Below are 23414 nucleotides of genomic sequence, written 5' to 3' on the forward strand. Positions count from 1 at the left end.
CCCTTACGGGGCCCGTAAGGGGCGCGGGGAACTGCGCGGTCAGCCCCCACCGGCCCGCAGCCGGGCGGCAACGCGGGCTAGGGGGACGGCGACCGCGTGGGAACCGCCTCGCGGAGGGCCGCGAGGACGCGGGAGACCGCCGCACCCCCCGCCGCCCCGCGGCGCACCGCGGCGATGACGTGGCGCCGGGGCCGGTCCGGCCCGAGGTCCCGCATCGCGACGCCGTCACGCCGCACCGCGGCCATGCGGGGCACGAGCGCGACCCCCATGCCCGCCTCCACCATCGCGAGGATCGCGGTCCAGCCGGAGGCGGAGTGGGCCTGTTCCGGCGTGAAGCCCGCGCCCTCGCACGCCGCCCGGGTGATCTCGGACCAGGGCCCGCTGCCCCCGAAGATCCACGGTTCGGCGGCGAGATCGGCGAGGCGCGGCTGCGGGCCGGAGGCCAGTGGATGCTCCTCGGGAAGCGCCACGTCCAGCGGGTCGGCGAGCAGTGACTCCCGGGTGAAGCGCGCGTCGGCGTCGGCCGCGGCGGGCGCCTGCGCCGCGAGGGAGAGCGCGATGTCGACCTCTCCGGCGGCGAGGAGTTCGTACGCCTCGGCCGCCTCGGTCTCCCGCACCCGTACGGAGATGCCGGGCGCCGCCTCCCGCAGGGCCCGCACCGCGGGGACGACGAGCGCGGGCACCGCGGTGGAGAACGCCCCGACCCGCACCTCCCCCGCCTCCCCGTGCACATAGGCCGCCAACTCCGCGTCGGCCCGCTCCAGTTGGGCGAAGACCGCCTCGGCGTGCCGGAGCACGAGGTGGGCCGCGTCGGTGAGCCGGACGCGGCGCCCGTGCGCTTCGAGCAGGGGTACGCCCAGCTGCTTGGCGAGGTTGGACAGCTGCTGGGACACGGCGGAGGGCGTCATCTGCAGGGTCGCCGCGGTCGCCGTGACCGTGCCCCGTTCGCTCAACGTCCGCAGGATCTGCAGTTTCTTGATGTCCCACTCGCTCATGGAGTCAACGTACAGACCCCCGCCGCCCGCCATGTCAGGCGCGGTCCCGGTCGCGGGGAGCCCGGCCGCCCGCGGCCGAGCCGAGGATCACGCCGCCCAGGATCAGTCCCATGCAGAGCACCTGCAGCCACCCCATCGCCTCGCCGAGGAGCGCGAAGGACAGCAGGGCGACGCAGACCGGCTGGAGGTAGTAGACGACTCCGGCGCGGGCGGCGCCGATGATCGAGACGGCCTTGTTCCAGGCGAAGAAGGCGATCGCCGACGACACCACACCCACGTACAGGAGCGGGGAGACCGTGCCCGCCGTCGGTTCGAAGCCGCCCTGGACGGCGTAGCTGACGGCGAACACGGGGAGCAGCATCAGCGCGCCGAGCACGAACGTCGAGAAGAGGAAGGGCAGTCCGCCGATCTCCGCGGGCTTGCGCTTGAGGAGCGCGCTGTAGGAGCCGAAGGAGAGCGCGCCCGCGATCACCCAGAGGTCGCCGACCGCGAAGTCCATGGCGAGGGAGCCCTTGCTGACGAGGAGCAGCACTCCGGCGCAGGCGACGAGCATGCCGGTGACGCGGCGTGCGCCGAGCCTGGTGCCTCCGGCGCGTTCGTAGACGGCCATCAGGACGGGCGACGCGGCCATGATCATGCCCATGTTGCCCGCGGTGGTGGTCATCCCGGCCTGGTTCACGAGGGTGTTGTAGATCGTGACGCCGAGCAGCGAGGCGAGGAGCAGGAAGCGGAGGTGCCGGCGCAGCAGGGCCCGCTGCCGCCAGGTCTCGCGGGCCGCGAACGGCGCGACCGCGGCGATGGCGATGATCCAGCGCCAGAACGCGTGCTGGACGGGCGGCACGGTGTCGTGCAGGGCGCGGGATGTGACGAAGCTGCCCGACCAGACGACGGTGGCGAGGGCGGCGAGCGCGAGGCCGATGCCGAGGGGGCGGGCTGCGGCGGACACGGCCTTGCGGTCGCTCGTCACGGTGTCGATGGGGGTCCGGTCCAGGACGGTCACGGGGTGTCCCTCGCCTCTCTCCCCGCGTCGGCGGGGGTGTCTCGGTGGGTTGCGGGACTACCGTGACACCCCCTCACCCATCAGGTCCATCGAATCTTTTCGATGCTTCCTTGAAGGAGAAGCGAATGGTTCAGTGGGGGCGGAGCGGGGCGGGCAGCGGCTCGGGGTGCTACGCGATGCCCCACTCCCCCAGCGCCGCCGCCACCGCCTCCGCGTCCGCGTCCTCCGCGGCCCACGCCACATATCCGTCGGGGCGCACGAGGACGGTCGTACGACGGCCGCTCGCCCAGTGGGCCGTCACCACAGGCCCCTCCGCCCGCTCCACGCCCTCCGGCGCGACGAGCACGAACTGCCCCTCGCGCAGCACTTCGTAGAGGCGCCCCTCCTTGAGCGCGAGGTCCGGCGCCCGGTGTCCGACGAGCCGGTGGGCGCCCTTCGGTGCCGCGTAGGCGACGCCGATGCCGGTGATCTGACCGACGGCCCTCACGCGCACCGGGCGTACGTGGTTGACGAAGGCGGCGAGTGCGGCGCGGGCGGCGAGCGTCCAGGGGCGCTTGGCCATCGCGAGCCTGACGAGTCCGCCGCTGGTGCGCAGGACGAGCTTGCCGACCGGGTGCCGTTCGGTCTGGTAGCTGTCCAACAGCCCTTGCGGGGCCCGGCCGTTGACGGCGGCGATCAGTTTCCAGCCGAGGTTCGCCGCGTCCTGGAGGCCGGTGTTCATGCCCTGGCCGCCGGCCGGGGAGTGGATGTGCGCGGCGTCGCCCGCGAGGAAGACGCGGCCCACACGATAGGCGGGCGCCTGGCGTTCGTCGCTGTGGAAGCGGGACATCCAGCGGGCGTCGTACATGCCGAAGTCCCTGCCGAGCGCCGCCCGGACGATCTCCCTGACCTCGGCGAGGTCGAGCGGCTCGCTGTCGGGGACGTCGCGGGCGCGGTTCCAGCCGATGACGCGGTGGTAGCCGTCGGCGAAGGGTGCGATGAAGGCGAAGGCGTCGCCGACGGCGTTGACGGCGAGCAGGGTCTGAGGCGGCTCGGCGAGCCTGACGTCGGCGAGGACGAGGGAGCGGATGACGGACTTGCCGGGGAAGGGCAGTCCGATCGCCTCGCGCACGCGGCTGTGCAGCCCGTCGGCGCCGACCACGAAGGCCGCGCCGAGCGTGCCGGACGTGCCGCCGGGGCCGTGGAGTTCAAGGGTCACGCCGTCGGCGTCCTGGGTGAGGCCCGCGACCTCCGTCTCGTACACGAACCGCACTCCGGCCTCGACGGCACGCCGCTCCAGGGCCCGTTCCACCTCGTACTGCGGCAGGACGAGGACGTGCCGGAAGCGGGACGGCAGGGTCGCGAGGTCGAGCGAGAGGCGGTCGAAGAGGCGGAGCCTGCCGAGGGGTTCGCCCTTGGCCTCCAGCTCGTCGGCGAGGGCGCGGGCGTCCAGCTGTTCCAGGGTGCGGGCGTGCACGACCATCGCGCGGGAGAGGTTGCTGATGCCCTTGGCGCGCTTCTCGACGAGCGTGACGGGTACGCCCGCCGCGGCGAGGTCGCCCGCGAGGAGGAGTCCGGTGGGGCCCGCGCCCACGACGACGATGTCGCGTGCGGTCCCGCGGTCGGTGGTGCCCATGGTTCCGGTCGTGCCGTTCATGGCTGCCTCCTGATGCCAACACTTGTTGGTCAACGCTTGTTGGCCAACGTAGAGGCGGCGCTATGGACTGTCAACAGGCGTTGGCCTACGTTTGTTGGCATGACAGAGACGGCTGCCGAAGGCGCAGCGAACCCCCAGGGCGCACGCCGCTCCGACGCCACCCGGGCCGGCATCCTCGCGGCGGCCCGCGAACGGTTCGCCGCCGACGGCTACGAGCGCGCGACGATCCGCGCCATCGCCAAGGACGCCCGCATCGACCCGTCCATGGTGATGCGCTACTACGGCAACAAGGAGGGCCTCTTCGCCGCGGCCACCTCCGCCGACCTGCGGATGCCGGACTTCGCGCGGGTGCCGCGCGAGGACGTGGGGCGGGTGCTCGTGGGCCACTTCCTCGACCTGTGGGAGGACGGCGGCACGCTCACCGCGCTGCTCCGGGTGGGCATCACCAACCAGGCGGGCGCCGAGCGCATGCAGGACATCTTCAGGGAGCAGCTGCTGCCGGTCGCGCGCGAGGTCTGCCCCGACCCGGAACAGGCGCCGACCCGGGCCGCGCTCTGCGCCGCGCAGGTGCTCGGGCTCGCACTGACGCGGTACGTCCTGCGGTTCCCGCCCTCGACCGCGCTGACCAGGCAGGAGATCACGGACTGGCTCGCGCCGACGATCCAGCGCTATCTGACGGCTGAGCGGCCCGAGCACGGGTGACCCCGTGGGGCGGCCGTGAACACGTCGAGGGCGCGCTTCACCGGGGAGTCATGACGAGCATGGACTCATGGTGGAGCGCGCCCTCGACGGAGCGTACGAAAGGGGTGGCGTGAGCCCCCGGATCAGCCCTGCTTCTGCTGCTTGCGGGACTTGTCGCCGACCATGACGAGGCCCGCGATCACCAGGAACAGCACGATGGGCGCCACGACATAGAGGCCGAGCGTGTCGACGACACTCAGGCCGGGGCCCGGGTCGTCGCCGTCGTCGCGCGTGAGCGCGAGCGCGGGGGACGACATGAGCAGCATCATCAGCGTCGTGCCGGAGGCCAGGGCGCCGGCGCGCAGAGCGTTCTTCTTGTCCACGGTGCAAACGTAGCGAACTCCTAAACCGGGTGCGCGCCCGGGGGTGCCGTACGGGTCTGCGCGACGCCCGCACCGGGCGCCGCGACGCCGCCGCGGAAGACCGTCATGAACGCGTGCAGGCGCGGCGACGCGGCGAGTTCCTCCAGGGTGACGGGGCGTCCCGCGGCATCGGCGATCGGCAGCCGCCAGTTCGGATACTGGTCCCAGGTGCCCGGCAGGTTCTGCGGACGCCGGTCGCCGACCGCGTCCGGCAGCCAGATGCCGACCATCCGGGCCGGGGTGGCGAGCAGGAAGCGGTGCACGGCGCGGATCTCGTCCTCCTCGCAGCCCATGCCGCCCGGCAGCATGCCGAGCAGCGCGAGCAGGGCCAGCCACTCGTGCACGTCCGCCGCGGCCGCGGCCCGCTCCAGGGTCACGTCGCGGGTCAACAGGCCGAGGTCGTACCGGAGTTGGACATGCTCGCCGGTGAGGCGCGCGGCCGTCGGGGGCAGGTCGTGCGTGGTGGCCGTCGCCACGCAGTCCGCGCGCCAGCGGTCCGGCGGCAGCGGGCGCCCCGTACCGGCACCCCCGCCCTCCCCCGCGCCCTTCCAGTCCCGCTCGAACCACAGCACCGACGTGCCAAGGACGCCGTGCTCGCGCAGGGTCTCGCGGACGCCGGGCTCGACGGTGCCGAGGTCCTCGCCGATGACGAGGGTGTCCGCGCGGTGCGCCTCCAGGGCGAGGACGGCGAGCATCGCCTCCGCGTCGTACCGGACATAGGTGCCCTCGGTGGGATCGCGGCCCGCCGGGATCCACCAGAGGCGGAACAGGCCCATGACGTGGTCGATGCGGAGCGCGCCCGCGTGCCGCAACAGGCCGCGCAGGAGGGCGCGGTACGGGGCGTAACCGGACTCGGCGAGGCGGTCGGGGCGCCAGGGCGGCAGGCCCCAGTCCTGGCCGCGCGCGTTGAACGCGTCCGGCGGGGCGCCGACCGTCATGTGCGGCGCGAAGTGCCGCTGCTGGGCCCAGGCGTCGGCGCCGCCGGGGTGCACGCCGACCGCGAGGTCGTGCACGAGGCCGATGGCCATGCCCGCCTCGCGTGCGGTGCGCTGGGCGGTGGCCAGTTGGGCGTCGGTGAGCCAGGCCAGACGGCCGTGGAAGTCGACGCGGTCCATCACATCGCAGCGGGCGCGCGCCGTTTCGGGCGATGCGGGGTCGCGCAGCGGGGCGGGCCAGGAGTGCCAGTCCGGTCCGTACATCTCGGCGAGGGCGCACCAGGTGGCGTGGTCCTCCAGGGCGGTGCCCTGCTCGGCGAGGAAGGCGTTGTAGGCGGCGCGGCGGCCGGGGCCCAGGGGGACGCCGTGGAGCAGTTCGAGGGCCTCGCGCTTGAGGGCCCAGACCGCGTCCCGGTCGATCAACTCGCCCTGGTGCAGGACCGATGCGCGCAATCGCCCGGCTCTCTCGCGCAGCTCCTCGGCGCGGTCGCGGGCCTCGCCCCGCAGATGCGCGTACTCGGGGACGTCCTCGACGCGGAGGTGGACGGGATCGGGAAAGCGGCGGGACGAGGGGCGGTACGGAGATGGGTCCCCGCCGGGACCGCCCGGCAGGCCCGGCACGGCCGCGTGCAGGGGGTTGACCTGGACGAAGCCCGCGTCGAGCGCGTGCCCGGACCAGGCGGCGAACTCGGCCAGGTCACCGAGGTCGCCCATGCCCCAGGAGAACCGGGACAGCAGGGAGTAGAGCTGGACGAGGAATCCGTGCGTACGGCCCTCCGGGGTCCTGATCCGCCGGGGCGCGGCCACGAGGTGCGCGTGCGCGGTCCTGCCGTCGGGACCGCGGACGAGAACTCGGTGCACTCCGGGCGGCAGACGATGCACTCCGGGCGGTAACTCGCCCGCCACCAGGGGCCGTTCACCGCCTCCGCCGCCGCTCGCCTCCGCAACCCCGCCGGAACCGGTCGTCTCCCAGGCGACCGCCCCGCCCTCCTCCAGCTCCACCCGCACCCGGGTCCCCGGCGCCAGGCGCGCGAAGGGCGGGGCGCCGGGCGCGGGGGTGTCGGTCCAGACCACCACCGTCGGCGGCAGCAGCCGCTCGGCCAGGTGCGCCTCACGCTCGGCGAGGGCCGCGCGGGTCGCCTCCGGGGTGCTCGCGTCCACGCCGAGGGCGGCGAGCGCCGCGATCACCGCGGCATCGGAGGCCGGGACCGTACGCCCCGGGGACGGGGAGTAGGAGGTGGCGACGCCGTGGGCGGCGGCGAGCCGGGAGAGGGGCATCAGACCCCCATGGAGTCCAGGCCCGAGGCCATGCCGGTGGCGGTCGGCTCGCTGGTCAGCGGCGCGGCGTCGGTGAGGGGCGGCTCGCTGGTCAGCGGTGCCGCGTCGGCGAGCGGGGGCTCGCTGGTCAGGGGCGGCTCCAGGCAGCCGCAGGAGCAGGAACCGTCGAGGCCCGAGTCGGGGTGGGAGACCTGTTTGGAGAGAGCGGAGAGCAGAAGATTCGCGGAAGCGGCCACGTGCGGGCTCCTTGTCAGGGGGCAGGTCACGGCAGCCCTACCCAGTGCGCGGGGCCGCAGACGTATACGGTGCTTCAACGTGGCGCTGGTCACATTTGGTTCCCGCATACGGGAGTTGTTTCCATCCGCCCGCCCCCACTCCGGAAGATCACGCGCCGATCTGTCACCCACCGGGAAAACGTCCACTACGGGACTCCCCTCCGGGCCTCCCCTCCGGAACTCCCCAGGAAGCCCCCGCAGCCACACCGTGGGCCCTTCCCAACACCCCCACACCCCTCCCATTTCCCTCACACCCACCACCCCGATACCACCAGCCCGAGGAAAATCCCCCCGCCCCCACGCGGTCCCGTTGACACCCCGACCGCCGCAGTGGTGGGCTCACCACCACACGTGATGTGTGGGACCACAGGGACGAGGAGAGGCCGTGCAGTTGCGGCGCAGGAAGGGCGCGGCCGCCGTCGCGGTCGCCGTCATCGCGGGTGCGCTCGGCGGCGCCCCCGGCGCCCTCGCGGCTCCGGCCGCCCCCGGCAGGCCCGGCACCCCCGCCACGTCCCCGGACCGCGACCCCGCGAGCGACGGGCTGCCGCCGGTCTGGCCGCGGCCGCAGTCGATGAGTGCCGCGGGGGCCGCCGTCACCGTCGGCGACGACGTCGTGCTGGTCACGGGCGACGACCCGGACGCGTACGCCGTGGAGGCCCTGCGGACGCTGCTGCGCGACGCGGGCGCGCGGCGGATCACCGAGGTCAGGGACGGCGCCCCGCCGCCCGCGGGCCGCACGCTCGTGGTGCACGCGGACGGCGCGGGCGCCGACCGGGCGCTGCGTTCCCTCGGGGCGCGCGAGCGCGGCGACCTGCCCGCGGGCGGGTACCGGCTCGCCGTCGGACAGGTCGCGGGCCGGGACACCGTCGCCCTCGCGGGGGTCGGCGACGACGGGCTCTTCCACGCCGTGCAGACGCTGCGGCAGCTGACGGGCACAAAGACCCGCACCATGTCCGGCGCCCGGGTCCGCGACTGGCCCGGCACGGCCGTGCGCGGGATGACGGAGGGCTTCTACGGCACTCCGTGGACCCGTGAACAGCGCCTGGCGCAGCTGGACTTCATGGGGCGTACGAAGCAGAACCGCTATCTGTACGCCCCCGGCGACGACCTGTACCGCCAGGCCCGCTGGCGCGAGCCCTACCCCGCCGGCCAGCGCGCCGACTTCCGCGCCCTCGCCGCGCGCGCGAAGGCCAACCACGTCACGCTGGCCTGGGCCGTCGCCCCGGGCCAGGCGATGTGCATGTCGTCCGACAAGGACGTGAAGGACCTCACCCGCAAGATCGACGCGATGTGGGCGCTCGGCGTGCGCGCCTTCCAGCTGCAGTTCCAGGACGTCAGCTACAGCGAGTGGCACTGCGGCCAGGACGCGGAGACGTTCGGCTCGGGGCCGAAGGCCGCCGCGAAGGCGCAGGCCAAGGTGGCCAACGCCGTCGCCGCGCACCTCGCGGAGCGCCACCCGGACGCGAAGCCGCTCTCCCTGATGCCGACGGAGTACTTCCAGGACGGCTCGACCGAGTACCGCGCGGCCCTCTCGGACGATCTGGACCGCCGCGTGGAGGTGGCGTGGACGGGCGTGGGCGTGGTCCCCAGGACCATCACCGGGCGTGAACTGGCGGGCGCCCGCGAGGCGTTCGGGCCGCATCCGCTCGTCACGATGGACAACTACCCCGTCAACGACTTCGCGCAGGACCGTATCTTCCTCGGCCCCTACACCGGCCGCGAGCCCGCCGTCGCCACCGGCTCCGCCGCGCTCCTCGGCAACGCCATGGAGCAGCCGTCCGCCTCCCGCATCCCCCTGTTCACGGCCGCCGACTACGCCTGGAACCCCCGCGCCTACCGGCCGCACGAGTCCTGGCTCGCCGCGATCGACGACCTCGCGGGCCCCGACGCGTCGGCACGGGGCGCCCTGCGGGCCCTCGCGGGCAATGACGCGTCCTCGGTGCTCGGCGCCGACGAGTCGGCGTATCTGCGTCCCCTCATGAGCGACTTCTGGCGGGCCCGCGCGACGAAGGACCGGGCCGGGAACGAGAAGGCGGCGCAGCGCCTCCGCGCGGCCTTCGCAGTGATGCGCCAGGCGCCCGAGCGGCTCGCCGACAGCACGCTCGACGACGAAGTACGGCCCTGGATCGAGCAGTTGGCGCGGTACGGCGAGGCGGGCGAGACCGCCGTCGACATGCTGCGCGCGCAGTCCGACGGCGACGGACCGGCCGCCTGGCGGGCCGCGCGCTCGCTGGCGAAGCTGCACAAGGAGCTGAAGGCGAGCCACGTGACCGTCGGCAAGGGCGTGCTCGACCCGTTCCTGACACGATCCCTGAAGGCGTACGACACGTGGGCGGGCCTCGACGCCGAGCAGGCGTCGGACCGCGCGACGGCCAGGCTGCCGCGCGCCCGCGCCCTGTCCACCGTCACGGCCCTCACCGACCCCGGCACGAAGGGCGGCATCGAGGCGCACGTCCCCGGCGAGGGCTGGCGGCACGTCGGCGGCCTCTCCGAGAGCGGCTTCACCGAACTCACCCTGAAGGACGTGCGCGCCGACGCGGTCCGCGCCACCGTCTCCCAGGGCACGGTCCGCCACCTCGTGCCCTGGTACGCCGACTCCCCCGCGGCCCGCCTCTCCCTGGCCCGCACCGAGGCCGACGCGGAGATCGGCGGCGGTGCGCAGCGGATCACGGCGAAGCTGCTCTCGCTGCGCCCCGGCGACGTCGGCGGACGGCTCACGGCGAAGCCGCCCAAGGGCATCGAGGTGCGCGTCCCGGAGGCGACGACGCTGCCGCGCGGCACGGAGGTCGGTGTGCCGGTCGACATCACCGTCCCGGCGGGCACGCGCGCGGGGACGTACGACATCCCGTTGCGCTTCGGCGACGAGACCCGCACGGTGTCGGTCCGCGCCTACCCCCGTACGGCGGGCAAGGACCTGGCCCGTGGCGCGAAGGCCTCGTCGTCGGGCGACGAGACGAAGGACTTCCCGGCGTCGGCGGCGAACGACGGCGACCTGAAGACGCGCTGGTCGTCCCCGGCCGAGGACGGCGCCTGGTGGCAGCTGGAGCTGGCCGAGCCCGTCAGGCTCGGACAGGTCGTGCTGCGCTGGCAGGACGCGTACGCGGCGGGCTACCGGGTGCAGACGTCGTCCGACGGGCGGACCTGGCGGACGGCCGCGACGGTGAAGGACGGCAAGGGCGGCCGGGAGGCGGTCCGCATGGATGCGCGTGACACGCGTTACATCCGTGTGCAGGGCGACAAACGGGCTACGCGTTTCGGCTACTCGCTCTGGTCCGTGGAGGCGTACGCGGTCGCCGACGACTGACGACCGCGTACTCCCGCACGTCTCGCACGTGCCGTCCTCGCTCTCCGTGTCACTCGTGTGACAGGCGCCGGGGACGACAAAGGCCCGGATCGAGTTCTAGGCAGAAATGCCGTCGATCCGGGCCATGGCGTCCTCCGCGCCGAACGGCTGCAAGTACGGCAGCCAGCGCGGATCCCTATGTCCGGTCCCGATGATGCGCCACGCGAGGCCCGAGGGCGGCGCGGGCTTGTGCCGCAGCCGCCAGCCCAGCTCCATCAGGTGCCGGTCGGCCTTGACGTGGTTGCAGCGGCGGCAGGAAGCCACCACGTTGTCCCAGGCGTGCTGGCCGCCTCGGCTCTTCGGAATGACGTGGTCGACGCTGGTTGCGACGCCACCGCAGTACATGCACCGACCGCCGTCGCGGGCGAACAGTGCCCGCCTGGTCAGAGGAACGGGCCCCCTGTAAGGGACCCGGACGAACCGCTTGAGGCGGACCACGCTGGGTGCGGGGACGGTGCGCGTTGCGCTGTGCATGAAGGCGCCGGATTCCTCGAGGCAGAGAGCCTTGTTCTCCAGGACGAGGACGAGCGCGCGGCGGAGCGGTACGACGCCGAGAGGCTCGTACGACGCATTGAGGACCAGGACGTGCGGCACGGATGCCTCCTTGTACGCCGGCGGCGCGTGGCTCGCGCCGGGACGATCTGTAGCCAGTCTCCCCTCATGCCTGGTCGTAGCGCCACCATGTGCCGGTAACGGCCTTGAAGTGTTTTCGACCACAGGGCGCGCGGCACCGGCACATCACTTGCTTCTTCCCCAGGTGAGCACCGTCTCTCCCTCGAACACGACAACGATCCACACACAATGCCCCGTTAGTGTGGTGGGTCTGCCCGGGGCATCTTCTGGGCAGGCCGCGATACCTGGAGGTACCTGCCGTGTTCTTGTCCGTCCTGTCGGCAGCCGGAACGGACCCGGACGACAAGTCGACGTCGAAGCCGCCCACGTTCGAGGACGCCCAGGAGAGCGCCACGAACGCGGCCAGCTGGGTCGAGCAGAACTGGTCCACCTGGCTCGGCATCGGCCTGCGCATCATGCTGATCGTCGCGATAGCGGTCGTCCTGCGCGTCATCGTCCGCCGTGCCATCACCAAGCTGATAGACCGCATGAACCGCACGGCGCAGGCCGTGGACGGCACGGCGCTCGGCGGGCTCCTGGTGAACGTGGAGCGCCGCCGTCAGCGCTCGCAGGCCATCGGGTCCGTGCTGCGCTCGGTGGCGTCGTTCCTGATCCTCGGCACGGCCGCGCTCATGATCCTCGGCACGTTCGACATCAACCTCGCCCCGCTGCTGGCCTCCGCCGGTGTGGCGGGCGTCGCGATCGGCTTCGGCGCGCGGAACCTGGTGACCGACTTCCTCTCCGGCGTCTTCATGATCCTCGAGGACCAGTACGGCGTCGGCGACTCCATCGACGCGGGCGTCGCCTCCGGCGAGGTCATCGAGGTCGGCCTGCGCGTCACCAAGCTGCGCGGCGACAACGGCGAGATCTGGTACGTCCGCAACGGCGAGGTCAAGCGCATCGGCAACCTCTCCCAGGGCTGGTCCACGGCGGGCGTCGACGTGACGGTCCGCCCGGACGAGGACCTGGAGAAGGTGAAGGAGACCCTCACGGCGGTCGGCGAGACCATGGCCAAGGACGAGCCCTGGAACGAGCGCCTCTGGGGGCCCGTCGAGATCCTCGGCCTGGACAGCGTGCTGCTCGACTCCATGGTCGTCCGCGTCTCCGCGAAGACCATGCCGGGCAAGTCCCTCGGCGTCGAACGCGAGCTGCGCTGGCGCATCAAGCGCGCCTTCGACGAGGCGGGCATCCGCATCGTGGGCGGCCTTCCGCTCCAGCCCGGCGAGGAGACGGCCGCCGACCCCTCGGCAGGCGTCGCGGCCCCCTCGGCGTACGCGTCGGCGACGTCTCCGCAGTCGCTGGCGGCGTCGCCGATAACGCCGCCGCCGAACCTGTCGAAGTAGTCGAAGGAGTCGAAGGAGCGGAGCAAGCGGTACGCCGGGCGGGACCTGTCGGCGCGGTCCTGCCCGGGCCCTGGCTCAGCGCACCGGGAAGCCGAAGGTGTAGCCCTGCTCCTTGAGCCGGGGCAGCAGCCGGCGCAGGGCCTCGACGGTCTGGGTGCGGTCGCCGCCCGCGTCGTGGAAGAGGAGCGTCGGACCGTTGGACAGCTCCCGCTCGACGGTGGCGACGATGGCGTCCGTGCCCGGGCGCTCGAAGTCCTTGGTGTCCACGTTCCAGCCCAGCGGGCGCATGCCGCGGGACGCGGCGAGCTTGCGGCTGTACGGGGTGAAGGCGCCGCCGGGCGCCCGGTAGTACATCGGCCGGACGCCGCCGGACGCCTTGGTGATCATGCGCTCGGCGTCGAGTATCTGCTGGGACTGGTAGGCCTCGGTGTTCTTGTCCATGGCGGTGTCGTGCGACACCGAGTGGTCGCACAGCCGGTGCCCGTCCGCGACCACCTTCTTCACGAGGTCCGGGTGGGCCTGCGCCTGCGTCCCCACCATGCAGAACGTGGCCTTCACGTCGTACTGCCGCAGCAGATCCAGCATGTGAGGGGTCCACTTGGGGTCGGGGCCGTCGTCGATGGTGATGTTGACGCCGCGCTTCCCGGCCTCCGAGGCGTGCGCGATGGTCGCGTCGACCGGCTTGACGGCACTGCTCGGCGCCTTCGCCGCCGGTGCCGCGTCGTCCTCGGTACCGGCCTGCGCGGTCCACACCGAGGCCCCCGTGGCGAGCATCGTCACCCCGAGCGCCGCCCCGATCAGCTTCCCGTACCAGCCCCGCCCACCACTGTGCCGCGCCATGCCCGCCCCTTTGCGAAGTTCCTCGCCGATCCCCGTTGCCCGGCCACCTCGTGACCACCTGGCAGGACGAGACTCAGGGGACAAGGGATCCCTCTGTTACCGATCACGGACAATTCCGGGAGAGATCGCGGACAACTCCCCCGGAACGGCGGCCGGAACCATGCGGGTTGGCGCGATCTCTCTCTTCCCGGCACTCCGGCTTCCGGATCATCGGCGACGCGGGCCGCGTACGGTCGACCCATGACTGAGATCAAGGCGTTCGAGGACGTTCCCCCCACCACGCTCGCGGACCTGGTGGGCCGCGCGCAGGTGATGGACACCGGAATACGCCCCCTGTGGAACTCGTCCCGGATCGCGGGCCCCGCGTACACCGTGAAGTGCGTGCCCGGAGACAACCTGATGCTCCACGCGGCGATCTACCGGGCGCAGCCCGGCTCGATCATCGTCGTCGAATCGGGCGACCTGGACCACGCCCTGGCCGGCGGCAACGTATGCGCCGTGGCGCAACGCCGGGGCGTCGTCGGCTTCGTGGCGGACGGCGTGATCCGCGATCTCGGCGAGGTCCGCGCCGCGGGCTTCCCCGTCTTCTCCCGCGGCGTGATCCCCTTCCCCGGCACCAAGAAGCACCTCGGCGAACTGGGCACCCCGGTACGGGTGGGCGGCGTACTGATCAACCCGGGCGACATCGTCGTCGCGGACGAGGAAGGCATCGTCGTCACCCCCTCCGCCCACGCGGCCGAGGTACTCCAGGCAGCCCAGGCGAAGCTCGCGAAGGAGGCGGAGGAGACGCTGGACGCCTGGGAGGCGGACCATCGGGCGCGGATCGAAAAGGCGCTGGAGGAGCGGGGGTTCGGGGGCTGAGGGTTCGGGTGGGAGCCCCACCCGTCCCGGCCCACGGCCAGAGGACGTGCCGGTCAGTCGCGGGCGTAGTAGTAGCCCTCTCCGTGGGCCGGGCCCACGTTGTGCTGGATGCCGCTGCCGTTGATGGTGAAGTACGAGGGGTCGAGGGTCGGGTAGCAGCCGGGCGGACGGCTGCCGACGAAGGTCGCCGTGCTGACGTTGATGCGGCTGCCCTGGCTGCCGGACGACGTCACCTTCGCGGCGTACGTACACGTGGTCTGACGGTCCATGACCAGCTTGACGGCGCCGCTGCGGGAGATGCTCACCGTGTCGGGCTGCCCGATGTTGTACTGGCCGCCGTACCGCCAGGACCCGGTGAAGAACGTGGGGACGAGGCCACCCCCGTCGCCCGTCCCCGCGGAGCCCCCGTCGTCCGAGTCCCCGGCGGAGGAGCCGGACCCGGAGCCGGACCCTGACCCTGATCCTGAGTCGTCGGAGGAGTCGCCGGACGACGTGCCGTCCCCGGCGGAGGAACCGGAGCCGTCCGGGTCCCCGGAGCCGTCGGCGCCCCCGCCGTCCTTGCCGTCGGCGCCGTCCTTGCCGTTCCTGCCGTCTTCCCCGCCCTTGCCGTCGCCGGCGCCGTCCTTGTCCTTCTTGTCCTTGCTCTTGTCCTTGTCCTTGTCCTTGGCGTCCTTCGACGGTGAACCGCCGGGCGACGGCGAGGAGTCGGCGCCCGGCGTCACCGGCGCGCTGCTGGCCGGGGGCGAAGCGCTGTCGCCGCTGTCGCCGCCGAACGGCTGCAGCATCGCGACCGTGCCGCCGCCGACGGAGAGCACGGCGACGACCGGGAGCGCGATCATCAGGGGACGCCGACGCCGCGCGCGCCTGCCCTCCTGGGTGGACGGGTCCCCGGCGGCACCGCCACCCGTCACGGCCGCCACCTCCGCGACCCCGGCACCCGCCCCCGCCCGGAGCCGCGCCGTCTCCCTGTCGACCGCGTCGGGCCCCTCGGCGGCGACGGGCGGCGCCTCCCGCACCGGCTCCGCCGCCTCCGCGTCCAGGAGCCGGGCCGCCTGCTGGGCGAGGCGTGTCACGACCTCGGCGGGCAGCCACGACGTCTCCGTCGGCAGCTGCCGGATCCGGTCCTGGTCCGCCAACAGCTCGTCGATACCGGCGCGTTCGGCCACGTCCTTGGCGAGGCAGCGGGCGATGAGCGCACGCAGCCCGGCGTCGCCCACCGCGTCGAGGTCGGGTTCGGCCTCGACGATCTGGTACATGACGGCGTGCTGGTTGCTGGCCCCGCGTCCGAAGGGCAGCGCGCCCGTGGCGGCGTAGGTGAGCACGCAGCCGAGCGTGAACACATCGCTCTTGGGCCCCGCGCTCTCACCGCGGATCTGTTCGGGTGCCATGAAGCCGGGCGAGCCGATGACCATGCCGGTGCTGGTGAGGAGCGATTCGACGGAGGTCTGGATCGCGCGGGCGATGCCGAAGTCGATGACGCGAGGGCCCTCGACGGTGAGCATCACGTTGGACGGCTTGAGGTCGCGGTGGACGATGCCCGCCGAGTGGATGTCCTCGAGCGCGTGCAGGAGGCCGTCGGCGAGCGCGTGGACGGACTTCGCGGGCAGCGGGCCGTGGCCGCGTACGACTTGTTCGAGGGAGAGCCCGGGGACGTATCCCGTGGCGACCCAGGGGAAGTCGGCGTCCGGGTCGGCGTCGAGCACGGGCGCGGTGTAGCGTTCGCCGACGCGTCGCGCGGCGTCGATCTCGCGCCGGAACCGGGCCCTGAACTGGGCGTCGGAGACGTGCTCTTCGTGGACGACCTTCACCGCGACGGTGCGCCCGTTCTCGGAGCGGGCGAGGTAGACGCGTCCCATGCCGCCCGCGCCGAGCCTGCCGAGCAGCAGATGGGGCCCGATCCTCGCGGGGTCCGCCGCCGTCAGCGGCTTGATGCCGCCGTCGGGTGCGTCGTCGCCGTCGTCGCCTGCTGCGTGGACCCCGTCGGTCGCACTGGTCATGGTGGTCTGGTCCCCCGGTCGTACCGCTGGTCGATCGAACAGACGTGAGGATAGGTGCTGACGATCTCTCCCCGGAAGCTCCGGACGCGTGGGAGGCCCGGGGCGGTTCTGCCCAACTGGCCGGTAGCCGCACGGAGTTCCGCAATGGCGGAAAACGTACGCCGGGCCGCGCCCACGGCCCGCACCGCGGGCAAGATCAGAGTGCAGCCCTTGCAACGCCCCGCCCCCACAGGTAACGACTTGGTTGCCGCGGGGGCGCCCGCTATTGACGCCTCATTCACGCCAGCCTTACGGTCCTCACGAATTGGAAACTTTCCTAACAGTTCCCCGACACCGCCGTCGAGGGAGCCGGGCAGCCGAAAGGCAGGTGTCGTCATGGCAGCAGCGGGCAGCACGCCGGGAACCCCGGGCACGCCACGCGTCCTGCGCGCCATGAACGACCGCACGGTGCTCGACCTCCTCGTCGCGCACGGCCCCCTCACCCGCACCCGCATCGGCGAGCTGACGGGCCTCTCCAAACCCACCACCTCGCAGCTCCTCGGCCGCCTGGAAGCCGCCGGGCTCGTGCACACCACGGGCAGCCTCAGCGGCCGCCCCGGCCCCAACGCCCTGCTGTACGAGCTCGACCCGGGCGCCGGACACGTCGCCGCGCTGTCCGCCGACCCGACCGGCATCACCGCACTGGTCGCCGACATCACCGGCACCGTGCTCGGCCGGGAGCGCGTGGAGGCGGACTCCGACGGGCGCGTCGCGGAGGACGTGCGCCACCGCACCGCCCAGCTGGTCGCGGAGGCCGTCGACGGGGCGCTGCGCCGGGCGGGCCTCGGCCACGACGACCTGCGGGCCGCGGTGATCGGCACGCCGGGCGCCATCGACCCGCAGTCCGGCCAGCTGCGGTACGCCCCCCACCTGCCGGGCTGGCACTCGCGGACGCTGCGCGACGATCTCGCCGCCGTCCTCGGCACGCCCGTCACCATCGAGAACGACGTGAATCTGGCCGCGGTCGCCGAGCAGTACGAAGGCGCCGCCCAGGACCACGACAACTACGTGCTCACCTGGCTCGACGACGGTGTGGGCGCCGCCATCGTGCTCGGCGGCGTCCTGCTGCGCGGCGCCACCGGCGGTGCGGGCGAGATCGGCTATATGCCGCTGCCGGGCGCGCCGCTCGCGCACGGCGGCCCCGAGGCGACCCGCGGCCCTGACGGCGGCGGCGGTTTCCAGTCGCTCGTCTCCGCGCCCGTCGTCCGTGAACTCGCGGGCCCGGACGGGACGTTGGAGGAGGCGTTCGCCGACGACGTCATCCTCGGCGAGGTGGCGCGCCGCCTGGCCACCGGCATCGCCGCGGTCGTCGCCGTCGTCGACCCCGAACTCGTCGTGCTCTCCGGCTCGGTGGCCCAGGCCGGCGGCGACAAGCTGCGGGTCCGCGTCGAGGAGGAGCTGACCGGGCTCGCGCTGCCCCGGCCGCAGGTCCGCATCAGTGAGCTCGACGGCGATCCGATCCTCTCCGGCGCGCTCCGCCAGGCCCTGACCCAGGCCCGTGACCGGGTCTTCGACACGGCCTGAACCCTCTCTTTCTTCTCGCCCTCTTCTCGCCCTCTTCTCGCCCTCTTCTCTCCTTTTCCCCGCTCCCCCGACTCCCCTCCCCCGTCAAGCCTCCCGTAAAGGAAGTCCGCCATGCCGCGATGGCGCATACCCACCTGCGCGTCCGCGGCGCTCGCCGCAGCCGGCCTGTTGCTCTCCGGCTGCGCCAATCCGAGCGTCGGCAGCGCGAACGACGACCCGACCAAGCCGGTCACCCTGAAGTTCTGGCACGGCTGGGCGACGCCCGGCGAGGTCAAGGCCGTCAACGACAGCATCGACCGCTTCGAGGAGATGCACCCGAACATCAAGGTGAAGGCCACCGGGAACGTCACCGACGCGACCGTCAATCAGGCGCTTCGCGCGGGCGGCGACAAGGCTCCGGACGTGGTGTCCTCCTTCACCACCAACAACGTCGGGCAGTACTGCGACTCCGGGATGTGGGTGAACCTCGACCCGTTCATGAAGAAGACGGGCGTCGACAAGGCGAAGGTCTTCCCCAAGACCCTGCTGGATTACACCAGTTACCGGGGCAATCAGTGCGCCCTGCCGCTCCTTGCCGACGCGTATGGCATGTACTACAACAAGGACGCGTTCAAGGAAGCGGGCATCGAGCGCCCGCCGCGGACGATGTCCGAGTTCGAGCGGGACGCCAAGAAGCTGACGGTGCGCGGCGGCAAGGACTCGTACAAGCGGGTCGGGTTCATGCCCAACTTCCGTCTGTACCAGAACAGTCCGGACCGGCTCTTCGCGCAGTGGGGCCCCAAATACTTCGACGCCAAGGGAAATTCGCGACTCGCGAAGGAACCGGCGACGTACAAATTCCTGAAGACGGCGCGCCAACTGGCCGACGCCCAGGGCGGATTCGACGACCTGGAGAAGTTCCGGCTCACCTTCGGCGACGAGATGTCCAGCCAGAACGCCTTCCTGACCGGGAAGCTGGCCATGCACCTGGACGGCGAGTGGCGCGGCCTCATGCTGAACGAGGCCAAGGCCGACTTCGAGTGGGGCGTGGCGCCGCTGCCCGTCCCCGACGACCAGAAGGACACCTACGGCCGGGGCTTCATCACCGGCACCGTGGCGGGCATCGCGCACAGCTCCAAGCACCAGAACGCCGCGTGGGAGCTGGTGAAGTTCCTGACCACGGACACCAACCAGGTCGTGGACTTCGCCAACGACATCCACAACGTGCCCTCCACGTTCGCGGCGCTCAAGTCGCCGCGCCTGGACGCCGATCCGACCTTCCGGACCTTCTTCGACATCCTGGAGAACAAGCACAGCGAGGCCCTGCCGCCCTCCACGAACGGCGGCGCCTATGTCGTCTCGCTGCAGGACTTCTCGTACTCCGCCGAGGCGGGCCGCGTGGGTGATCTGCGCGGGGCCCTGAAGAAACTCGACGAGCAGATCGACGCCGACACCCTCCAGTCGAAGAGCTGAGGACTCCAGCCATGGCACTGCAACTCTCCAACCCCGCGCGCCGCAGACTGCGCACGCTCGGGTTCCTCTCCCCCTGGCTGGTCGGCTTCAGCGTCTTCTTCGCGTACCCGCTGATCGCGACCGTCTACTTCTCGTTCATGCACTACAACCAGATCAAGGAGCCCACCTTCGTGGGCCTCAGGAACTGGAAGTACGTGTTCCAGGACATGCCGCTGTTCGGTCCCGCCCTGTGGAACACCCTGTGGCTGGTCGTGATCATGGTGGCCCTCCGGGTGGTCTTCGGGCTCTCGCTCGGGCTGCTCATCACGAAGATCAAGACGGGCGTCGGCTTCTTCCGCACCGCCTTCTACATCCCCTACCTGGCCCCGCCGGTGGCCGCCACCGTCGCCTTCGTCTTCCTGCTCAACCCGGGCACCGGCCCGGTGAACGAGATCCTGGAGACCATCGGGATCTCGGGACCCAACTGGTTCAACGACCCCACCTGGGCCAAGCCCTCGCTCGTCCTGCTCTCCCTGTGGGGCATCGGCGACCTGATGGTGATCTTCATGGCCGCACTGCTCGACGTACCGAAGGAGCAGTACGAGGCGGCCGAGCTGGACGGCGCGGGAGCCTGGGCCAAGTTCCGCTACGTCACCTGGCCCTCGATCACACCGATCGTGATGTTCGCGGTCGTCACGGGCGTCGTGCAGACCATGCAGTACTACACCCAGGCCCTGGTCGCGGGGAAGGTCGCGTCCGGCGTCTCCATCGGCCCCGGATCGGTCATCCAGCCCGGCTACCCGGACCACTCGACCCTCACGGTCCCCCAGCTCGTCTACTCGATGGGCTTCCAGAACTTCAACACCGGTGCGGCGTGCGTTCTCTCGCTCGTGCTCTTCGCCATCGCCATGGCCGTGACGATGCTCCTGATGCGCAAGCGCTCCGGGCTGCTCGCGGCGGAGGACTGAGGATTCCGATGACTTCGACGACACTCAGCGCGCCCACCGCGCCCGAACGCACCGCCCCGGCAAGAGGCCCCGCCGCGGCCCGCGCCCGCCGCAAGCGGATCCTGCACTGGATCGCCGTGCACAGCGTGGCGATAGCCGTCGCGCTGCTCTTCGTTCTGCCGTTCGTCTTCGTCTTCCTGACGTCGGTGATGAGCGACTCGCAGGCGATGAGCGGCGACCTGTGGCCCGACTCCTGGCACTGGTCGAACTACAAGACCGTCTTCAACACGCCCGGCTTCCTGGACTGGTGGCGCAACTCGCTGTTGTACGCGGGTCTCGGCACCCTCTTCACCGTCTGCTCGGCGATCCCCGTGGCGTACGCGCTCGCCAAGTTCCGCTTCCGCGGCCGGCGCACCGCGATGATGCTCGTCATCTCGACGATGATGCTGCCGCCGCAGGTCATCGTGATCCCGATGTACCTGGTGTGGGCGCAGCAGCTGCATCTGTCGGGCACCCTGTGGCCGCTGATCATCCCGATGGCGTTCGGCGACGCGTACTCGATCTTCCTCCTGCGGCAGTTCCTGCTGACCATCCCCAAGGAGTACATCGAGTCCGCGAAGGTCGACGGCTGCGGCGAGTTCCGCACCCTGATCAAGATCATCGTGCCGATGGCCAAGCCCGGCATCGCCGCCATCGCGCTCTTCCAGTTCTTCTACTGCTGGAACGACTACTTCGGCCCGCAGATCTACGCCGCCCAGAACCCCGGCGCCTGGACGCTCAGTTACGGACTCGAATCCTTCAAGAGCGCCCACAGCGTCAACTGGAACCTGACCATGGCCGCGACGCTGCTCGTCATGGCCCCCGTCATCCTCGTTTTCTTCTTCGCACAAAAGGCCTTCGTCGAAGGCGTCACCCTCACCGGAGTAAAGGGCTGAGAACCGATATGAAGCTCGCAGTGGTCGGCGGAGGGTCGACCTACACCCCCGAACTCATCGACGGATTCGCGCGGTTGAGGGACACCTTGCCGATCGAGGAGCTGGTCCTCGTGGACCCGGCCGCCGACCGCCTGGAGCTGGTGGGCGGCCTCGCGCGGCGCATCTTCGCCAAGCAGGGCCACCCGGGCCGCATCGTCACCACCTCCGACGTGGACGCGGGCGTCGCGGACGCCGACGCGGTCCTCCTCCAGCTGCGCGTCGGCGGGCAGGCGGCCCGCAACCAGGACGAGACCTGGCCCCTGGAGTGCGGCTGCGTCGGCCAGGAGACCACCGGCGCGGGCGGCCTCGCCAAGGCGCTGCGCACCGTGCCGGTCGTCCTCGACATCGCCGAGCGGGTCCGCAGGACCAACCCGAACGCCTGGATCATCGACTTCACCAACCCCGTCGGCATCGTCACCCGCGCGCTGCTCCAGGCCGGGCACAAGGCCGTCGGCCTGTGCAACGTCGCCATCGGCTTCCAGCGGAAGTTCGCCAAGCTGCTCGACGTCGCGCCCAGCGAGGTGCACCTCGACCACGTGGGGCTCAACCACCTGACGTGGGAGACGGGCGTACGTCTTGGGGGTCCCGACGGCGAGAACGTGCTGCCCAAGCTCCTGTCCGAGCACGGCGCCGCCGTCGCCGAGGACCTGCACATGCCGCGCGAGATCGTCGACCGGCTCGGCGTCGTGCCCTCGTACTACCTGCGCTACTACTACCAGCACGACGCCGTGGTCGAAGAGCTGAGGACCAAGCCGTCGCGCGCCGCCCAAGTCGCTGAGATGGAACGCGAGTTGCTGGAGATGTACGGCGACCCCACCCTCGACGAGAAGCCCGAGCTGCTCGCCAAGCGCGGCGGCGCCTTCTACTCCGAGGCCGCCGTGGACCTCGCGGCCTCGCTGCTGGGCAACGGCGGCAGCCCGTACCAGGTGGTCAACACCGTCAACAACGGCACGCTGCCGTTCCTGCCCGACGACGCGGTCATCGAGGTGCAGGCCGCGGTGGACGGCACGGGCGCCGAGCCACTGTCCGTGCCGAAGCTGGACCCGCTGTACGCCGGGCTCATCGCGAACGTCACCGGCTACGAGGACCTCGCGCTGCAGGCCGCCCTGCACGGCGGCCGCGACCGCGTCTTCAAGGCGCTGCTCGCCCACCCGCTGGTCGGCCAGTACGCGTACGCCGAGCAGCTCACCGACAGCCTCATCGCGCACAACCGGGAGCACCTGGCGTGGGCGTAGGCACGAGCGTGCTCGCCATCGACGCGGGCAACAGCAAGACCGACGTCGCGGTGGTCGCGGCCGACGGACGGATCGTCGGCGCGGCCCGCGGCGGCGGGTTCCAGCCTCCGCAGGTCGGCGTGGAGACCGCGGTGGACGTCCTGGCGGACGCGGTGACCCGGGCGTTCGCCGCGGCCGGCGCCGACTCCGTGGGCCATGTGTCCGCCTGCCTCGCCAACGCCGATCTGCCCGTGGAGGAGCGGGAGTTGGCCGAGGCGCTGCGGCGGCGCGCCTGGGGCGCGTCGGTCGACGTGCGCAACGACACGTTCGCCGTCCTGCGCGCCGGACTCCTGGAGGACGCCGAGCCGCGGGGCGTCGCCGTGGTGTGCGGCGCGGGCATCAACTGCGTGGGCATGCTGCCCGACGGGCGCACCGCACGCTTCCCCGCCATCGGCCGGATCTCCGGCGACTGGGGCGGGGGCGGCGGCCTCGCCGAGGAGGCGCTGTGGCACGCGGCACGCGCCGAGGACGGACGCGGCGAGCCGACCGCGCTGCGCGAGACGCTGCCCGCGCACTTCGGCCTGGAGTCCATGTACGCACTGATCGAGGCGCTGCACCTGGGCCGCATCACCCCAGTGCGGCGGCACGAGTTGACGCCGGTGCTCTTCGCCACCGCGGCGGCGGGCGACGCCGTGGCGCGCGCCCTGGTGGACCGGATGGCCGACGAGGTGGTGGCCATGTCGACCGTGGCCCTCGACCGCCTCGGCCTGCTCGACGAGGCCGCCCCCGTCGTGCTCGGCGGCAGCGTCCTCGCGGCCCGCCACCCCCAACTCGACGACCGGATCAGGGCCTTGCTCGCCGAGCGGGCACCCAAGGCGGCCCCCCGGGTGGTCACCGCGCGGCCCGTGCTCGGCGCGGCACTGCTCGGCCTCGACCAGGTGGGGGCGCCCACCGACGTGCACGCGCGCGTGCGGGGCCACTACGAGTAGCGGCGCGCACCGTCACCGACGGCTTCCCGCCCGCGCCGTGCGCGCGGGCGGGAACCGAACATCCCTCAATCTCGTGTT

19 protein-coding genes are annotated in these 23414 nt (G+C 72.1%); 10 read left to right on the forward strand and 9 right to left on the reverse strand.

Annotated elements, in window-relative coordinates:
• Positions 1–77: 77 nt before the first annotated feature.
• From ACFWZ2_RS36260 to ACFWZ2_RS36270, 3 genes are all read right to left on the reverse strand, one after another.
• Positions 78–995: a LysR family transcriptional regulator gene (locus ACFWZ2_RS36260; protein WP_384553153.1), complete on the reverse strand. Its 918-nt coding sequence runs from the start codon at positions 993–995 to the stop codon at positions 78–80.
• Positions 996–1029: 34 nt separating this feature from the next.
• Positions 1030–1971 carry a DMT family transporter gene (locus tag ACFWZ2_RS36265; RefSeq protein ID WP_384553229.1) on the reverse strand — a complete coding sequence of 314 codons (942 nt, stop codon included), beginning with the start codon at positions 1969–1971 and terminating at the stop codon, positions 1030–1032.
• Positions 1972–2164: 193 nt separating this feature from the next.
• Positions 2165–3631: an FAD-dependent oxidoreductase gene (locus ACFWZ2_RS36270; protein ID WP_384553155.1), complete on the reverse strand. Its 1467-nt coding sequence runs from the start codon at positions 3629–3631 to the stop codon at positions 2165–2167.
• A 99-nt stretch (positions 3632–3730) separates the two neighbouring features.
• On the opposite strand from ACFWZ2_RS36270, the gene ACFWZ2_RS36275 reads away from it, so the two are divergent.
• Entirely contained in the window at positions 3731–4333 is a 603-nt protein-coding gene (locus ACFWZ2_RS36275) for a TetR family transcriptional regulator (RefSeq protein WP_384553157.1), read from the forward strand.
• A 122-nt stretch (positions 4334–4455) separates the two neighbouring features.
• On the opposite strand, the gene ACFWZ2_RS36280 is transcribed toward ACFWZ2_RS36275, so the two are convergent.
• The 3 genes from ACFWZ2_RS36280 to ACFWZ2_RS36290 are packed head-to-tail and all read right to left on the reverse strand — an operon-like array spanning position 4456 to position 7183.
• Positions 4456–4695, reverse strand: coding sequence for a hypothetical protein (locus ACFWZ2_RS36280; RefSeq protein ID WP_384553159.1), 240 nt, complete (start codon positions 4693–4695; stop codon positions 4456–4458).
• 20 nt (positions 4696–4715) lie between these two features.
• On the reverse strand, positions 4716–6947 hold the full coding sequence (malQ, locus tag ACFWZ2_RS36285; protein WP_384553160.1) for a 4-alpha-glucanotransferase: 2232 nt from the start codon (positions 6945–6947) through the stop codon (positions 4716–4718).
• Positions 6947–7183: a hypothetical protein gene (locus tag ACFWZ2_RS36290; protein WP_384553162.1), complete on the reverse strand. Its 237-nt coding sequence runs from the start codon at positions 7181–7183 to the stop codon at positions 6947–6949. The genes malQ and ACFWZ2_RS36290 overlap by 1 nt, the downstream gene beginning before the upstream one ends.
• Before the next feature lie 424 nt (positions 7184–7607).
• Here ACFWZ2_RS36290 and ACFWZ2_RS36295 point away from each other — a divergent pair, with 424 nt between their 5' ends.
• A complete protein-coding gene (locus ACFWZ2_RS36295; RefSeq protein WP_384553164.1) occupies positions 7608–10526 on the forward strand; it encodes a beta-N-acetylglucosaminidase domain-containing protein in 2919 nt (972 codons plus the stop codon).
• Positions 10527–10622: 96 nt separating this feature from the next.
• Here the strand turns inward: ACFWZ2_RS36295 and ACFWZ2_RS36300 are convergent, their stop codons facing one another.
• Complete coding sequence (locus ACFWZ2_RS36300) at positions 10623–11159, reverse strand: HNH endonuclease (protein ID WP_306335859.1); 537 nt, start codon at positions 11157–11159, stop codon at positions 10623–10625.
• 278 nt (positions 11160–11437) lie between these two features.
• Between ACFWZ2_RS36300 and ACFWZ2_RS36305 the strand changes: the two genes are divergently transcribed.
• Positions 11438–12520, forward strand: coding sequence for a mechanosensitive ion channel family protein (locus ACFWZ2_RS36305; protein WP_384553166.1), 1083 nt, complete (start codon positions 11438–11440; stop codon positions 12518–12520).
• A 75-nt stretch (positions 12521–12595) separates the two neighbouring features.
• On the opposite strand, the gene ACFWZ2_RS36310 is transcribed toward ACFWZ2_RS36305, so the two are convergent.
• Positions 12596–13360: a polysaccharide deacetylase family protein gene (locus ACFWZ2_RS36310; protein ID WP_384553168.1), complete on the reverse strand. Its 765-nt coding sequence runs from the start codon at positions 13358–13360 to the stop codon at positions 12596–12598.
• A gap of 240 nt (positions 13361–13600) precedes the next feature.
• Here ACFWZ2_RS36310 and ACFWZ2_RS36315 point away from each other — a divergent pair, with 240 nt between their 5' ends.
• Positions 13601–14221, forward strand: a complete 621-nt coding sequence (locus ACFWZ2_RS36315) for an RraA family protein (RefSeq protein ID WP_384553170.1) — start codon at positions 13601–13603, stop codon at positions 14219–14221.
• Positions 14222–14274: 53 nt separating this feature from the next.
• On the opposite strand, the gene ACFWZ2_RS36320 is transcribed toward ACFWZ2_RS36315, so the two are convergent.
• Complete coding sequence (locus ACFWZ2_RS36320) at positions 14275–16218, reverse strand: serine/threonine-protein kinase (RefSeq protein WP_384553172.1); 1944 nt, start codon at positions 16216–16218, stop codon at positions 14275–14277.
• Positions 16219–16593: 375 nt separating this feature from the next.
• Between ACFWZ2_RS36320 and ACFWZ2_RS36325 the strand changes: the two genes are divergently transcribed.
• The 6 genes from ACFWZ2_RS36325 to ACFWZ2_RS36350 all read left to right on the forward strand — a co-directional run bounded on the left by ACFWZ2_RS36325 (position 16594) and on the right by ACFWZ2_RS36350 (position 23336).
• Positions 16594–17781, forward strand: coding sequence for an ROK family protein (locus ACFWZ2_RS36325; RefSeq protein ID WP_384553174.1), 1188 nt, complete (start codon positions 16594–16596; stop codon positions 17779–17781).
• A gap of 111 nt (positions 17782–17892) precedes the next feature.
• Positions 17893–19233 carry an ABC transporter substrate-binding protein gene (locus ACFWZ2_RS36330; RefSeq protein WP_384553176.1) on the forward strand — a complete coding sequence of 447 codons (1341 nt, stop codon included), beginning with the start codon at positions 17893–17895 and terminating at the stop codon, positions 19231–19233.
• An 11-nt stretch (positions 19234–19244) separates the two neighbouring features.
• Entirely contained in the window at positions 19245–20180 is a 936-nt protein-coding gene (locus tag ACFWZ2_RS36335; RefSeq protein WP_384553178.1) for a carbohydrate ABC transporter permease, read from the forward strand.
• Between the two features lie 8 nt (positions 20181–20188).
• The gene (locus tag ACFWZ2_RS36340) at positions 20189–21094 is read left to right on the forward strand and encodes a carbohydrate ABC transporter permease (RefSeq protein WP_384553180.1); all 906 of its coding nucleotides are present in this window, start codon (positions 20189–20191) and stop codon (positions 21092–21094) included.
• 8 nt (positions 21095–21102) lie between these two features.
• The gene (locus tag ACFWZ2_RS36345) at positions 21103–22368 is read left to right on the forward strand and encodes a 6-phospho-beta-glucosidase (RefSeq protein WP_384553181.1); all 1266 of its coding nucleotides are present in this window, start codon (positions 21103–21105) and stop codon (positions 22366–22368) included.
• A complete protein-coding gene (locus ACFWZ2_RS36350) occupies positions 22359–23336 on the forward strand; it encodes an N-acetylglucosamine kinase (protein ID WP_384553182.1) in 978 nt (325 codons plus the stop codon). Before ACFWZ2_RS36345 ends, ACFWZ2_RS36350 begins: the two co-directional genes overlap by 10 nt.
• Positions 23337–23414: the final 78 nt, after the last annotated feature.

The organism is Streptomyces sp. NPDC059002 (genome assembly GCF_042740435.1).
GTDB lineage: Bacteria > Actinomycetota > Actinomycetes > Streptomycetales > Streptomycetaceae > Streptomyces.

What these genes read in the sequence shown, in the direction of transcription:
- ACFWZ2_RS36340 (WP_384553180.1), top strand. Translation starts at nt 20,189, where the DNA reads ATGACTTCGACGACACTCAGCGCGCCCACCGCGCCCGAACGCACCGCC.
- ACFWZ2_RS36270 (WP_384553155.1), bottom strand. Translation starts at nt 3,631, where the DNA reads ATGAACGGCACGACCGGAACCATGGGCACCACCGACCGCGGGACCGCA.
- ACFWZ2_RS36310 (WP_384553168.1), bottom strand. Translation starts at nt 13,360, where the DNA reads ATGGCGCGGCACAGTGGTGGGCGGGGCTGGTACGGGAAGCTGATCGGG.
- ACFWZ2_RS36275 (WP_384553157.1), top strand. Translation starts at nt 3,731, where the DNA reads ATGACAGAGACGGCTGCCGAAGGCGCAGCGAACCCCCAGGGCGCACGC.
- ACFWZ2_RS36335 (WP_384553178.1), top strand. Translation starts at nt 19,245, where the DNA reads ATGGCACTGCAACTCTCCAACCCCGCGCGCCGCAGACTGCGCACGCTC.
- ACFWZ2_RS36320 (WP_384553172.1), bottom strand. Translation starts at nt 16,218, where the DNA reads ATGACCAGTGCGACCGACGGGGTCCACGCAGCAGGCGACGACGGCGAC.
- malQ (WP_384553160.1), bottom strand. Translation starts at nt 6,947, where the DNA reads ATGCCCCTCTCCCGGCTCGCCGCCGCCCACGGCGTCGCCACCTCCTAC.
- ACFWZ2_RS36315 (WP_384553170.1), top strand. Translation starts at nt 13,601, where the DNA reads ATGACTGAGATCAAGGCGTTCGAGGACGTTCCCCCCACCACGCTCGCG.
- ACFWZ2_RS36330 (WP_384553176.1), top strand. Translation starts at nt 17,893, where the DNA reads ATGCCGCGATGGCGCATACCCACCTGCGCGTCCGCGGCGCTCGCCGCA.
- ACFWZ2_RS36260 (WP_384553153.1), bottom strand. Translation starts at nt 995, where the DNA reads ATGAGCGAGTGGGACATCAAGAAACTGCAGATCCTGCGGACGTTGAGC.
- ACFWZ2_RS36345 (WP_384553181.1), top strand. Translation starts at nt 21,103, where the DNA reads ATGAAGCTCGCAGTGGTCGGCGGAGGGTCGACCTACACCCCCGAACTC.
- ACFWZ2_RS36325 (WP_384553174.1), top strand. Translation starts at nt 16,594, where the DNA reads ATGGCAGCAGCGGGCAGCACGCCGGGAACCCCGGGCACGCCACGCGTC.